General features: G+C 69.5%; 10 protein-coding genes and 1 pseudogene. 5 read left to right on the plus strand and 6 right to left on the minus strand.

All coding sequences use genetic code 11. The annotated features are described in order from the left end of the window. Positions 1-12: 12 nt before the first annotated feature. The gene (cseC, locus tag ACI2L1_RS11160) at positions 13-1,347 is read left to right on the plus strand and encodes a two-component system sensor histidine kinase CseC (protein WP_404739046.1); all 1,335 of its coding nucleotides are present in this window, start codon (positions 13-15) and stop codon (positions 1,345-1,347) included. Between the two features lie 60 nt (positions 1,348-1,407). Here cseC and ACI2L1_RS11165 read toward each other — a convergent pair. From ACI2L1_RS11165 to ACI2L1_RS11180, 4 genes and pseudogenes are all read right to left on the minus strand, one after another. Then, positions 1,408-1,566: pseudogene (locus tag ACI2L1_RS11165) on the minus strand (SAM-dependent methyltransferase); the annotation flags it as partial. Further along, a complete protein-coding gene (locus ACI2L1_RS11170; RefSeq protein WP_404739047.1) occupies positions 1,557-1,991 on the minus strand; it encodes a VOC family protein in 435 nt (144 codons plus the stop codon). The pseudogene ACI2L1_RS11165 and the gene ACI2L1_RS11170, both read right to left, overlap by 10 nt. Then, the gene (locus tag ACI2L1_RS11175; protein WP_404739048.1) at positions 1,988-2,482 is read right to left on the minus strand and encodes a helix-turn-helix transcriptional regulator; all 495 of its coding nucleotides are present in this window, start codon (positions 2,480-2,482) and stop codon (positions 1,988-1,990) included. The genes ACI2L1_RS11170 and ACI2L1_RS11175 overlap by 4 nt, the downstream gene beginning before the upstream one ends. A gap of 179 nt (positions 2,483-2,661) precedes the next feature. Continuing rightward, positions 2,662-4,227 carry an MDR family MFS transporter gene (locus tag ACI2L1_RS11180; RefSeq protein ID WP_404739049.1) on the minus strand — a complete coding sequence of 522 codons (1,566 nt, stop codon included), beginning with the start codon at positions 4,225-4,227 and terminating at the stop codon, positions 2,662-2,664. A 144-nt stretch (positions 4,228-4,371) separates the two neighbouring features. On the opposite strand from ACI2L1_RS11180, the gene ACI2L1_RS11185 reads away from it, so the two are divergent. Further along, positions 4,372-4,968 carry a TetR/AcrR family transcriptional regulator gene (locus ACI2L1_RS11185; RefSeq protein ID WP_404739263.1) on the plus strand — a complete coding sequence of 199 codons (597 nt, stop codon included), beginning with the start codon at positions 4,372-4,374 and terminating at the stop codon, positions 4,966-4,968. Positions 4,969-4,974: 6 nt separating this feature from the next. On the opposite strand, the gene ACI2L1_RS11190 is transcribed toward ACI2L1_RS11185, so the two are convergent. Beyond that, on the minus strand, positions 4,975-5,523 hold the full coding sequence (locus tag ACI2L1_RS11190; protein WP_404739050.1) for a M23 family metallopeptidase: 549 nt from the start codon (positions 5,521-5,523) through the stop codon (positions 4,975-4,977). 375 nt (positions 5,524-5,898) lie between these two features. Between ACI2L1_RS11190 and ACI2L1_RS11195 the strand changes: the two genes are divergently transcribed. Next, a complete protein-coding gene (locus ACI2L1_RS11195) occupies positions 5,899-6,528 on the plus strand; it encodes an HAD family acid phosphatase (protein WP_404739051.1) in 630 nt (209 codons plus the stop codon). A gap of 47 nt (positions 6,529-6,575) precedes the next feature. Further along, a complete protein-coding gene (locus ACI2L1_RS11200) occupies positions 6,576-9,596 on the plus strand; it encodes an NACHT domain-containing protein (protein ID WP_404739052.1) in 3,021 nt (1,006 codons plus the stop codon). Positions 9,597-9,656: 60 nt separating this feature from the next. Here ACI2L1_RS11200 and ACI2L1_RS11205 read toward each other — a convergent pair whose 3' ends face one another. Next, positions 9,657-12,182 (minus strand): ATP-dependent Clp protease ATP-binding subunit, encoded by a 2,526-nt coding sequence (locus ACI2L1_RS11205; protein ID WP_404739053.1) that lies wholly within the window; start codon positions 12,180-12,182, stop codon positions 9,657-9,659. A gap of 431 nt (positions 12,183-12,613) precedes the next feature. On the opposite strand from ACI2L1_RS11205, the gene ACI2L1_RS11210 reads away from it, so the two are divergent. After that, complete coding sequence (locus ACI2L1_RS11210) at positions 12,614-13,372, plus strand: SCO3374 family protein (RefSeq protein ID WP_404739054.1); 759 nt, start codon at positions 12,614-12,616, stop codon at positions 13,370-13,372. The last annotated feature ends 33 nt before the right edge of the window (positions 13,373-13,405 follow it).

Below are 13,405 nucleotides of genomic sequence, written 5' to 3' on the forward strand. Positions count from 1 at the left end.
GGGACCTGGGGTATGCGGGGGATCCTTCGGAGCCCGGTGACAGAACGCGTGGCCGTGCGGACGGGGCTGCGGTGGAAGCTCAGCGCGGCCATCGCGCTCGTCGGCGCGCTGGTGGCGATCGCGCTCAGCCTGGTCGTGCACAACGCGGCGCGCGTCTCGATGCTGGACAACGCCCGCGACCTCGCCGACGAGCGGATCCGGATCGCCCAGCGCAACTACGAGCTGACCGGCAAGCCCAACTTCCCCAGCATCGCGGTCGACGACTCCCGGCTGCCGCCCGCGCTGCGCGAGAAGGTCGAGGAGGGCCGCCGGGCGACCTACGTCTCCGACCGGCCCGACCGGGGGCCGGACATCTGGGCGGCCGTCCCGGTCAAGGGCGGCCATGTGCTGTCCCTGCACACCGGGTTCACCGACCGCAGCACCGACATCCTCAAGGACCTCGACCAGGCCCTGGTGATCGGCTCCATCGCGGTGGTCCTCGGCGGCAGCGCGCTCGGTGTGCTCATCGGCGGCCAGCTGTCACGGCGGCTGCGCAAGGCGGCGACCGCGGCCCACCAGATGGCCAGGGGCGAGACGGACGTCCGGGTGCGGGACGCGATCGGCGGGGTCGTACGGGACGAGACCGACGACCTCGCGAGCGCGGTGGACGCCATGGCGGACGCACTCCAGCAGCGGCTGGAGGCGGAGCGCCGGGTCACGGCGGACATCGCGCACGAGCTGCGGACGCCGGTGACGGGCCTGCTCACAGCCGCGGAACTGCTGCCTCCGGGCCGGCCGACGGAACTGGTCCTGGACCGGGCGAAGGCCATGCGCACGCTCGTCGAGGACGTCCTGGAGGTGGCCCGCCTCGACGGTGCCTCCGAGCGGGCGGAGCTGCAGGACATCCTGCTCGGCGAGTTCGTGGCCCGGCGGGTGGCGGCCAAGGACCCGAAGATCGAGGTCCGTGTGGTGCACGAGTCGGAGGTCACGACCGATCCGCGCCGCCTGGAGCGCGTCCTGTTCAACCTCCTCGCCAACGCGGCCCGGCACGGCAAGCCGCCCGTCCAGGTCACCGTCGAGGGGCGCGTGATCCGGGTCCGCGACCATGGCCCCGGGTTTCCGGAGTGCCTCCTCGCCGACGGTCCGAGCCGCTTCCGCACGGGCAGCGCGGACCGGGCGGGGCACGGGCACGGGCTGGGTCTGACCATCGCGGCGGGCCAGGCAAGGGTCCTGGGCGCCCGGCTGACCTTCCGCAACGTACGTCCGGCAGGGGCACCGGAGGGCGTCCCGGCGGAGGGAGCGGTGGCCGTGCTGTGGCTTCCGGAGCACGCGCCTACGGCTACGGGGAGTTACCCGCTGTTGCCCTGACCGGCGGGCGGGTGAGGCGGGGCTCCGTCAGGTGGTTGCCACCATCAGCTCCTCTCCCCACCGAGATCCTGCCCCTGGGTCGGCGAGCCGCAGCCCGATCTCGTCCGTCAGCACATGCGGCGGGGGATCCGCGCGCACGTGCAGGGCCCGCCACAGCGCGACGCGTACGGCGGTGTGGTCCGCCGCGGCCAGGTCCTGGCCGGTGTGCGTCACGCCCAGTCCTTCGAGAAGTCCAGTTCCTCGCTGCGCTGGGTCAGCGAGAACCAGTTGCCGTTGTCGTCGCGGAAGATCGCCTCGATGCCGTACGGCCGCTCCTGCGGCTCCTGGATGAACTCCACCCCGCGCGCCCGGAACGTCTCGTAGTCGCCCCGGCAGTCGTCGGTACGGAACGCCCCCGCGCCCATCACGCCCTTGCCGACGAGTTTCTTCAGCGCCTCGGCGGACTCGGGGTCAAGGCCGGGACCGTCGAGGCTCATGAGGGCCAGTTCCACGCCGTGCTGCTCCTTGGCGCCGACGGTGACCCATGTCATCTCGCCCATCGCGACCTCGCTGCGCACCTCGAAGTCCAGCTTCTCGGTGAAGAACGCCTTCGTGCGCTGCTGGTCGAAGGTCCATACGGTGGTGATGCCCAGGCCCTGGATCATGCCTCTGCTCTCCTGTCGTCCGGGGGTTCGTCCTCGTCACCGTAGGCAGGGCCGGGGTCGGTCCGCTTCTTCAAAGTTGCGGTCCTCTCCGCGGCCTTCGCGGTGGGGAAGCCGCCGGCCCAGAGCATGGCGTAGCACCCGGGGATCAGGGAGGCGCCGCGGCCCACGTGCTTGCTCCGGTACTCGCTCGGGGTGAGACCGGTCCGTGCCTTGAACCGGGCGGAGAAGGTGCCGAGGCTGCTGAACCCGACCAGGTTGCAGATCTCGGTCACGCTCAGATCGGCCCCGCGCAGCATCTCCTCGGCACGCTCGATCCGCCGGTGCGTGAGGTACTGCCCGGGCGTCTCGCCGTACGCCTGCCTGAACGCCCGGATGAAGTGATACCGCGAGTACCCGGCATGCGCGGCCACGGTGTCCAGGTCGAGCTCGGGATCGGCCCAGTCACGGTCCATGGCGTCCTTGGCGAGCCGGAGCTGCCTCACCTTGTCCATAGGGCCGATGGTGGCAGACCCCGCCCGTCCGGCGTTCGAGGACGAGGCCCTTCTGGCCGACGGGGGTCTGGGGGCGCAGCCCCCGGCAACGGCCGCGCCCACGACGAAGGCCCCTCCCGGGGCGGACACCATCCGGGAGGGGCCTTCAGCTACAGGGTCGGCTCAGCTACAGGGTCGGCTCAGACCTCGACCAGCGGCGCCGGCGCCACGTCGTCGGCGGACTTCTGCGGCCCCGCCCCCTTGAGCGGCACCTCCTTGACGAACACCGCCGCGACGAGCGAGAGCACAGCGACCACCGCGCCGAGCAGGAACGCTGAGTGCGTACCCGCCGATACCGCGTACTGGTACGCCTCCCGCGCCGCCGTCGGCAGCTTCGCCAGGCTCGCCGCGTCCAGCTGCGCGGACTGCTCGGTCACCTTGGACCCCAGCGCCCCGGCCCGCTCGGACATGACGTGCTGGACCCGGTTGTTGAACAGCGCGCCCATGATGGCGACACCGAAGGAGGAGCCGAGCGTACGGAACAGGGTGGTGGACGAGGACGCGACGCCCATGTCCTTCATCTCCACGCTGTTCTGCGCGACCAGCATGGTGATCTGCATCAGACAGCCCATGCCGAGACCGACGACGGCCATGAACACACCGGAGGTGAACCGCGAGGTCCCGGTGTCCATCGTCGACAGCAGGTACAGCCCGATCACCATCAGGACACTGCCGAGGACCGGGAAGACGTAGTACCGGCCGCTGTTGGTGGTCACACGCCCCGCGACCATCGAGGTCACCAGCATCGCTCCCAGCATCGGCAGGAGCAGCAGACCGGAGTTGGTCGCGGACGCGCCCTGCACCGACTGCTGGTACAGCGGCAGGAAGAGGGTCGCGCCGAACATCACGAAGCCGGTGACGAAGCCGATGAGGGACATCAGGGTGAAGTTACGGCTGCGGAAGATGTGCAGCGGCACGATCGGCTCGGCGGCCTTGGTCTGCCAGAAGACGAAGCCGATGAGCGAGGCCACACCGATGCCGATCAGCTCCATGATCCGCGCGGACGTCCAGGCGTACTCCGTGCCGCCCCAGGTCGTGACGAGCACGATGGAGGTGATGCCGACGGTCAGCAGGGCGGCGCCCAGGTAGTCGATGCGAGCCTCGGACCGCTTCTTCGGCAGGTGCAGCACGACGCTGATCAGGCCGAGCGCGACGACACCGAGGGGCAGGTTGATGTAGAAGGACCAGCGCCAGCCCCAGTTGTCGGTGATGGTGCCGCCGACCAGCGGACCGCCGATCATCGCCAGCGCCATGACGCCGGCCATCATGCCCTGGTACTTGCCGCGCTCCCGCGGCGGGATCAGGTCGCCGATGATCGCCATGACACCGACCATCAGACCGCCGGCGCCGAGGCCCTGCACGGCCCGGAAGCCGATGAGCTGGCCCATGTCCTGGGCCATGCCGCTGAGCGCGGACCCGATCAGGAAGATCACGATCGAGGTCATGAAGGTGGCCTTGCGGCCGTACATGTCACCGAGCTTGCCCCAGATCGGGGTCGAGGCCGCGGTGGCGAGCGTGTACGCCGTCACCACCCACGACAGATGCTCAAGGCCGCCGAGCTCGCCCACGATCGTCGGCATCGCGGTGCCCACGATCATGTTGTCGAGCATCGCGAGCATCATGGTGATCATCAGCGCGAGCAGCACCACCCGCACGCTGCGCTGTGGCTTGTCCGGCTCCGTCTCGACTGTCTTTGTGTCCGCCATCGTTCCCACTCCCCTGAGGTGCTGCGGTACTTCCCCCGGCCGGAGCACTTACTTGCCGCCCGGCTAGCTGTCTACACTAGGGAAGGTAGACGCGTAACTAGCCGGGCGTCAAGTAAGTTTTATGGAAAGCCGATGGGCACGAGGATGGGCGGCACCATGGACGGCACAAAGCAGCAGCGCCGCGGCAACACGCGCCAGCGCATCCAGGACGTAGCCCTCGAACTCTTCGCCGAGCAGGGTTACGAGAAGACGTCCCTACGAGAGATCGCCGAGCACCTGGACGTCACCAAGGCGGCGCTCTACTACCACTTCAAGACCAAGGAAGAGATCCTCGTCAGCATCTTCGACGATCTGACGCAGCCGATCCTCGACCTGATCGAATGGGGCAGGCGCCAGCCGCACACACTGGAGACGAAGCAGGAGATCATCCGGCGCTACAGCGTGACACTGACCGGCGCGGCCCCCCTGTTCCGCTTCATGCAGGAGAACCAGGCGACGGTCCGCGAACTGCGCGTCGGCGAGACCTTCAAGGAGCGCATGAAGGGGCTGCGCGAGATCATCGTCGACCGGGAGGCGGACCTGGTCGACCAGGTCCGCTGCGTCAGCGCGATGTTCACCCTGCACGCCGGGATGTTCCTCCTCCAGGACCTCGACGGCGACCCCGAGTCCAAGCGCAAGGCGGTCCTGGAGGTAGCGACCGACCTGGTCACCCAGGCCCACCGGGGCAGCGCGAACGCGTGACGCCGGTCAGACCTTGACGCCCTTGGCCCGCAGAAAGGCGACCGGGTCGATGGCCGAACCGTAGTTCGCGGTCTTACGGATCTCGAAGTGCAGGTGCGGGCCACTGGAGTTGCCGGTGCTGCCGGACAGGGCTATGCGCTGTCCGGTCTTGACGACCTGGCCGACCTTGACGTTGATCCGGGACAGGTGGGCGTACTGCGAGTACGTCCCGTTGCCGTGCTTGATCACGATGGCGTTGCCGTAGGCGGAGCCGTCACCGGCACCGTTGGCGCCGGCCTTGACGACGGTCCCGCCGTGCGCGGCGACGACGACCGTCCCGCTCGGCACGGCGAAGTCCTGCCCGCTGTGGGTGGACTGCCACATGCTGCCGGCCTGCGCGAAGCTCGCGCTGAGCGTGTACTTCTTCACCGGGTCGACCCAGGAGGGGGACGACGACGCGGCCGAGGCGACTCCCGCCCCCAGGACTGCGGACGCACCCACGGACGCGGCCATGACGGCCACCCGGGTGCGGAGCAGGGACGTACGGGAGGAGCGGGGGGAGACGCGCTGAAACATCAGAACCTCATTGGGCCGGGGACAGGAAACCACCCGGCGCACAGCGGCGACCGGATGGGGCATCTCTTGGTACCCCCGGGGCCCAAAAACCCCAAAACACATCATCTACGACGGACCGTAGTAACCAATCCGGATATTACGGTCGTAAAGCTTCTTTAGCGCCCGACCTCTCCACTACTCCGCCTAGTAACGGACAAATCGCCTGTGCGGCATGTCACCGGCGCCCAAGATCGACCGCCCCGGAATGTGACGGCCGCTACGCCGCACATCCCTATCCACCTACCAGCCGGTAACCCTACGGTTCCCCTCGCGCCACCCTCGCCCCTGAACATGCATCAGACAGCGGCATCCGGACGTGAGAGGACCCCCACGAAAATGACAAGACGACGCCCCTGGGCGCGCCGCATAGCCGTAAGCACCGTCTCGGCGACCGCCCTCGTCGCTCTGGCCGTACCCGCCGAGGCCGCGACGACGTCCACGAGTCAGAGCGCCGCCACGGCCGCCGCCGAGGATGTCGACTACGCCACCTGGCAGACCGACTGCCAGACCGTGATGAACCAGGCCCTGCCCTACCTGAAGTCCCGTATCGCCGCCACCAAGCCCGGCGAGAAGCAGGCGATCGTCTTCGACATCGACAACACCACCCTGGAGACGGACTTCGGCTTCAGCTACCCCCAGCCGGCCAACAAGCCCGTCCTGGACGTCGCGAAGTACGCCCAGGAGCACGGGGTGTCCCTGTTCTTCGTGACCGCCCGCCCCGGCATCATCTACTCGTTCACCGACTACAACCTCAAGCACGTCGGGTACCAGGTGAACGGCCTCTACGTCCGCAACTTCATCGACCTGTTCAAGGACGTCGCCGCCTACAAGACCGCCCAGCGCGTCGACATCGAGAACAAGGGCTACACGATCATCGCGAACGTCGGGAACAGCGCCACCGACCTCTCCGGCGGTCATGCCGAGAAGACGTTCAAACTCCCGGACTACGACGGCCAGTTGTCATAGCCCCCCGCTAGGCTCCATCCGTTCGCGCAAACACACGGGGGTGGCGGATGGAGCCGGCGGTACTCGGCAGCAAACTGGCGTCCGGCCTGGTCAGCCAACTGGTGCGGAAACTCTTCCGGCCGGAGGGACCCGGCGCCGGCCTGGTCGACAAACCGGTCCGGCTCAAGGACCTGGTGTCGTACCGAGGCGAGAAGCACACGCTGGGCGAGAAGGACGTGCACAGACTCGCGGAACACCTGGTCCGGCAGGCGGTCGACTCCCCCGGCGAACCGCCCTTCCGGACCAGGGAACAGACCGCCGTCGCCGACGCCCTGGCCCGCCGCCTCCTCGCCCTCGGCGACCTGGACATGGACGACATCCAGGCCGTCCGCCTCGGCCACCGCGAGCTGGCCAGGAAGCTGCACCACGAGGCCCCCGCGCCCGACGGACTCTCCGCCGACGCCTGCCACTTCCTCGACTCCGCGACGGAGTGGGCCTGCCTCCAGATCCTGGAGTTCTTCACCCGCCGCTCCACCTTTGTGGCCCGCACCCTGGTCGAGCAGACCCGCGCCCAGGGCGAACTCATCGCGAAGATCGACGAGTTGATCGCCCGCAGCCCACGCCCCGGCACCCAGGACCGCTCCTTCGAGCGCCGCTACCTCCCGTACGTCGCCGACCACCACAACCACATCACCATCTACGGCATCGACCTGCGCGACTCCCCGGACCGCTGGCCCCTCGAAGTGGCGTACCTGAGCCTGGAGGCGACGGCGTCCGACGACCGCGCCCTCCCGGAGGAGACGCCCCTGACGGTCCAACTCCCGGCGGAGGAGGCCCTCCTGAACCACGACCGGGTACTCCTGCGCGGCGACGCGGGCTCCGGCAAGACGACGCTGGTGCAGTGGCTGGCGATGACGGCGGCGCGCGAGGGCACGCACATCCCGTACGTGCTCCCCCTGCGCACTCTGATCCGCACGGGCACACTCCCCGCCCCGGCGGACTTCCTCCCGGCGGTGAGCTGCCCGCTGACCCCGCCGGAGGGCTGGGCGGAACGCGTCCTGACGGCCGGCCGCGGCCTCATCCTCGTGGACGGCCTGGACGAGATCCCGGCCGCCGACCGCAACCGCACCCGCGACTGGCTCCTCGCCCTCATCCGCGCCTTCCCCGGCAACCGCTGGCTTCTGACCTCCCGCCCCACGGCGGTACGACCGGACTGGCTGGCCGCGGAAGGCTTCCGCGAGCTGACCCTGGCCCCCATGCGCCGCGCGGACGTGGCGACGTTCGTCCACCGCTGGCACACGGCGGCCGGGGCCCCCGACTACGAGGGCCCCCTGCTGGACTCCCTGCGCACCAAGCGCGACCTCGCCCGCCTCGCCACCAACCCCCTGATGTGCGGCCTGATCTGCGCCCTGCACCGCGAACGGCGCGGCTATCTCCCCACCGGCCGCAAGGAGTTGTACGACGCCGCCCTGACGATGCTGCTCGCGCGCCGGGACCGGGAGCGGGGCATGGAGCTGGAACTGGGCGAGGAGACCCAGCTGGAGCTGCTTCAGCGCCTGGCGTACGCGCTGGTCCTGAGCGGCCGCACGGAGATGGACGTCGAGACGGCCGAGGGCATCGTGGAGCGGTGCCTGCCGTCGATCGCGCTGACCGGAGACGCGGCGACCGCACTGCGGGCCCTGCTGCTGCGCAGCGGACTGCTCCGCCAACCCGCCGCCGGGGTCGTGGACTTCGTCCACCGCACCTTCCAGGACTACCTGGGCGCCCGGTACGCGGTCGAGGAGGGCCACCTGGACGTCCTGACCGGCCACGCGGGCGACACCCAGTGGGAGGACGTCATCCGCATGGCGGTCGCACACGCCAGGCCCCGAGAACGCGCGTCCCTGCTACGACAGTTGCTGGCCCACGACGCCCCACGGCTGACCTTGCTGGCGCTGGCCTGTCTGGAGCACGCGGCGGCGCTGGAGCCGGGGACGCGGGCCGAAGTGGAGCGCAGGGCGGCGGCGCTGATCCCGCCGCGGTCCGCGGAGGACGCGAAGACACTGGCGGAGGCCGGACCGCTGGTGCTGGAGCTGCTGCCGGGCCCGGAGGGCCTGAGCGACGAGGAAGCCCTCGGAGTCACCGTCACCGCCTCGATACTCGGCGCGGAGGAGCCGACGGGGGCGCTGGGCGTACTGCGCCGGTTCCGCTCCCATCCGGACCTGGCCGTACGGCGGCAGCTCGCCGGCACCTGGAGCCGCTTCGACACCGAGGTGTACGCCGCGGAGGTACTGGACCACCTGGACCGCGAGGGACTGTTCCTGACCTGCGAGTCGGCCGAACAGCGCGCGGCCCTGGGGCGGTTGCGGCCCTGGCAGGGGCTGATGTACCGGGGCGACCATCCGATCGAGGACATCCTGGCCGGCGTCCCGGCACCCGAGGCCGTGACCCTCCTCGACCTGCGGGACAACGACGACATCGACGACCTGGGCGTCCTGCTGCCGTTCGGCTCCCTGGGCACCCTGCTTCTCGACGACTGCCGCTGGACGTACGGCCTCGACCGGCTGGCCCCGCTGCCCCTCGTCGATCTCAGCTGCAGCGGGATGGCCAGCCTCAAGGGACTGGGATCGCTGAGTTCGCTGCGGCGGCTCTCCCTCGACGGGGAACTTCCCGGTGACCGCCTCACCGAATGCCTGCCGGTCGACGCTCCGCTGGAGTTCCTCCACCTGAGCAATCTGGCCACGAACCGCACGGGGTTGCGCGGCCTGGAGCACTGGGCCGCGCTCAGGGAACTCAGACTGGTCGCGCCGCCCTCACCCACCGATTGGCGGTCCGTCGCGCGACTCCCGCGGCTGACGACACTCCATCTCAACGCGGCTATGGTCACGCACTTCCCGGAGTCCGTCGAGGCCATGCCCGAGCTGCCGACCGTCGAGTTCCTCCGCCTGTCGGCGGTGCACGACGGCACGGACCTCTCTCTCCTGGCTCCCCGGCTGCCCGGGCTGCGCCACGTGATCCTGCGGACCCGCTCCCTCTTCGGCGAGAACATCCCCACCGACCACTACGCGACCCTCTTCCCGGGCGCCACGATCGACGTGGTCCGGCGCTGAAACGGCGGAAGGGGCCGGTGCCCGAAGGCACCGGCCCCTTCCTCAACGCGGCCCGGAAGGCTACGCCTCCTTGCTCAGATTCGGCCCAGCCCCACCGGCCGCCTGCTCGATCGGCGGAACGTCCGGCAGTGCCGCCTTCTCCTCGCCCCGGAAGGTGAAGGTCTGGGTCTCGCCCTCGCCCTCCGTGTCCACGACCACGATGTGACCGGGACGCAGCTCGCCGAAGAGGATCTTCTCCGAGAGCGTGTCCTCGATCTCCCGCTGGATCGTGCGACGCAGCGGCCGCGCGCCCAGGACGGGGTCGTAACCCTTCTTGGACAGCAGCTCCTTCGCGGACTGGGAGAGCTCGATGCCCATGTCCCGGTCCTTGAGGCGCTCGTCGACCTTGCCGACCATCAGGTCGACGATCTTGAGGATGTCCTCCTGCGTCAGCTGCGGGAAGACGACCACGTCGTCGACACGGTTGAGGAACTCGGGCCGGAAGTGCTGCTTGAGCTCGTCCGACACCTTGTTCTTCATGCGCTCGTAGTTGGACTTCTTGTCGCCCGAGGCCGCGAAGCCCAGGTTGAAGCCCTTCGAGATGTCCCGGGTGCCGAGGTTGGTCGTCATGATGATGACCGTGTTCTTGAAGTCCACGACCCGGCCCTGGGAGTCGGTCAGACGACCGTCCTCCAGGATCTGCAGCAGCGAGTTGAAGATGTCCGGGTGGGCCTTCTCGACCTCGTCGAAGAGGACGACGGAGAACGGCTTGCGGCGGACCTTCTCAGTCAGCTGGCCGCCCTCCTCGTAGCCCACGTATCCGGGGGGCGAACCGAAGAGCCGCGACACCGTGTGCTTCTCGCTGAACTCCGACATGTCGAGGGAGATCAGCGCGTCCTCGTCACCGAAGAGGAACTCCGCGAGAGCCTTGGACAGTTCGGTCTTACCGACACCGGACGGGCCGGCGAAGATGAACGAACCACCGGGGCGCTTCGGGTCCTTCAGACCGGCACGCGTACGGCGGATCGCCTTCGACAACGCCTTGACGGCGTCGACCTGGCCGATGACCCGCTTGTGGAGCTCGTCCTCCATGCGCAGCAGACGCGAGGACTCCTCCTCGGTCAGCTTGAAGACCGGGATGCCGGTGGCGGTCGCGAGGACCTCGGCGATCAGCTCGCCGTCGACCTCGGCGACGACGTCCATGTCGCCGGCCTTCCACTCCTTCTCGCGCTTGGCCTTGGCGGCCAGGAGCTGCTTCTCCTTGTCACGGAGGGAAGCGGCCTTCTCGAAGTCCTGCGAGTCGATCGCGGACTCCTTGTCGCGGCGCACGCCGGCGATCTTCTCGTCGAACTCGCGCAGGTCCGGCGGTGCGGTCATCCGGCGGATGCGCATCCGGGAACCGGCCTCGTCGATCAGGTCGATCGCCTTGTCCGGCAGGAAGCGGTCCGAGATGTACCGGTCGGCCAGGGTGGCGGCCTGGACCAGCGCCTCGTCCGTGATGGAGACGCGGTGGTGGGCCTCGTACCGGTCACGCAGACCCTTGAGGATCTCGATCGTGTGCGGCAGCGACGGCTCGGCGACCTGGATCGGCTGGAAGCGGCGCTCAAGGGCCGCGTCCTTCTCCAGGTGCTTGCGGTACTCGTCCAGGGTGGTGGCGCCGATGGTCTGCAGCTCACCGCGGGCCAGCATCGGCTTCAGGATCGAAGCGGCGTCGATGGCGCCCTCGGCGGCACCCGCACCGACCAGCGTGTGCAGCTCGTCGATGAACAGGATGATGTCGCCGCGGGTGCGGATCTCCTTGAGGACCTTCTTCAGGCGCTCCTCGAAGTCACCGCGGTAGCGGGAGCCGGCGACCAGCGCGCCGAGGTCCAGGGTGTAGAGGTGCTTGTCCTTGAGGGTCTCGGGCACCTCGCCCTTGACGATGGCCTGGGCGAGGCCCTCGACGACGGCGGTCTTGCCGACGCCGGGCTCACCGATCAGGACCGGGTTGTTCTTGGTACGGCGGGACAGCACCTGCATGACCCGCTCGATCTCCTTCTCGCGCCCGATGACCGGGTCGAGCTTGGACTCACGAGCGGCCTGGGTGAGGTTCCGGCCGAACTGGTCGAGGACCAGGGACGTCGAGGGGGTGCCCTCGGCAGGCCCGCCGGCAGCGGCGGTCTCCTTGCCCTGGTAACCGGAGAGCAGCTGGATGACCTGCTGCCGCACCCGGTTGAGATCTGCGCCCAGCTTGACGAGGACCTGGGCGGCGACGCCCTCGCCCTCACGGATCAGGCCGAGCAGGATGTGCTCCGTGCCGATGTAGTTGTGGCCCAGCTGAAGGGCCTCGCGGAGCGACAGCTCCAGGACCTTCTTGGCACGGGGGGTGAAGGGGATGTGCCCGGACGGGGCCTGCTGCCCCTGCCCGATGATCTCCTCCACCTGCTGGCGGACCGCCTCGAGCGAAATCCCGAGGCTCTCAAGGGCCTTGGCGGCGACACCCTCACCCTCGTGGATCAGGCCCAGGAGGATGTGCTCGGTGCCGATGTAGTTGTGGTTGAGCATCCGGGCTTCTTCCTGAGCCAGGACGACAACCCGCCGCGCGCGGTCGGTGAACCTCTCGAACATCGTTAATCGCTCCTCAGAGCGGTCAGGCAGTGGGGGGAACTTCCCCTCCCTGTCCTTCCGCAGCTTAGTCCCGCAAGCGGGGACCGCTCATTCCAACTGCCGACACCGTCCTTGGCCCTCCTGACCCCGAACGCCGACATCTGCTCCAACCCGATGGTGCGAGACGATGTTCCCGCAGGCCAGGCAGTTACCCCACTCGCCAGTACGCCGATGGCGAACGTGAGACGGCCCTTCCTGCGTGTCGCCCCCTCCCACTAGGGATGTCTTACCCGCTGGGACTGACACTCCATGCCGCGCGCCCCCCGTCCCTCCGCTATGGGCGAACAACCTTGCGCCGTCCCGCACCCCCGCGCGCACCCCCATCAGGCACTCTGCGCATGCGCCAGAACACCCAGCGTAACTCCCACGCTTCTCCGACAGTTGCACTTGTCATGGTTGGCAGCCACCCCCCTCGCACCACGGACGTCACAGCGGTCCCCTTTCCTCGCCGGCCACCCGACGCGACCACCTCCGGCGACGATCCGGTCCGCCGCTGGTACGAGAACGAACTGGGCTGGCCGACGGTGCCCGCGAGCACCCCCGGTTCTCCGGTACGGCTCCGCACGGGCCTGCGCTTCGACGTCCTGGACCTGCCGCTTAAGGCGGGCCCGGCAGCCCTGCGGCACCTCGCCGACCGCTCCCCGGTGGCGGTACGGGGCGACCGGATGCGGCTGCTGGTGGCGGCGGGCAGCACGGAGGAGTTGCCGGGGATCCTGGAGTGGCTGGACTGGGGCTCGCTCCCGCTCGACCTGCGAGCGATGGGCACGGGCGACTCCATGGCGGCACCGGTGCCGAGTGCGCTCGGCGGAGGGTTACGAGGACCGGGCGGGCCGACGGGAGCGGCGCTGGGCGGGGTGCCGGTGCCGGGCGGGTCCGACGAGCAGTCGTCGGGGACGGGCCGGCTCGTGGCGGCGGCGCTTCCCGGACCGGGCCGTGGCGCCGAGGCGCGGCCTCTCGTCCTGGGCCGCCAGGGCGCCCTGCAGGGGGCCGCCGTATGGCTGCGGCCCCCCGAGCCTGGGTGCGAGGTCGAGACCTCGCTGCCGACGATGTCGGCGCTGGGGGGCGGTGGGGGCGCCCCCGATCTCGTACGCGTCGTGGACACGGTGGCAACGCAGTGCCACCGGCTGCGGCTGCGGCGCGCGCGGCCGTAAGCCTTCGCAGGCCATGGGCCTTCGTGGTCCTTT

This window comes from Streptomyces sp. NPDC019531 (assembly GCF_044903305.1).
Lineage (GTDB): Bacteria > Actinomycetota > Actinomycetes > Streptomycetales > Streptomycetaceae > Streptomyces.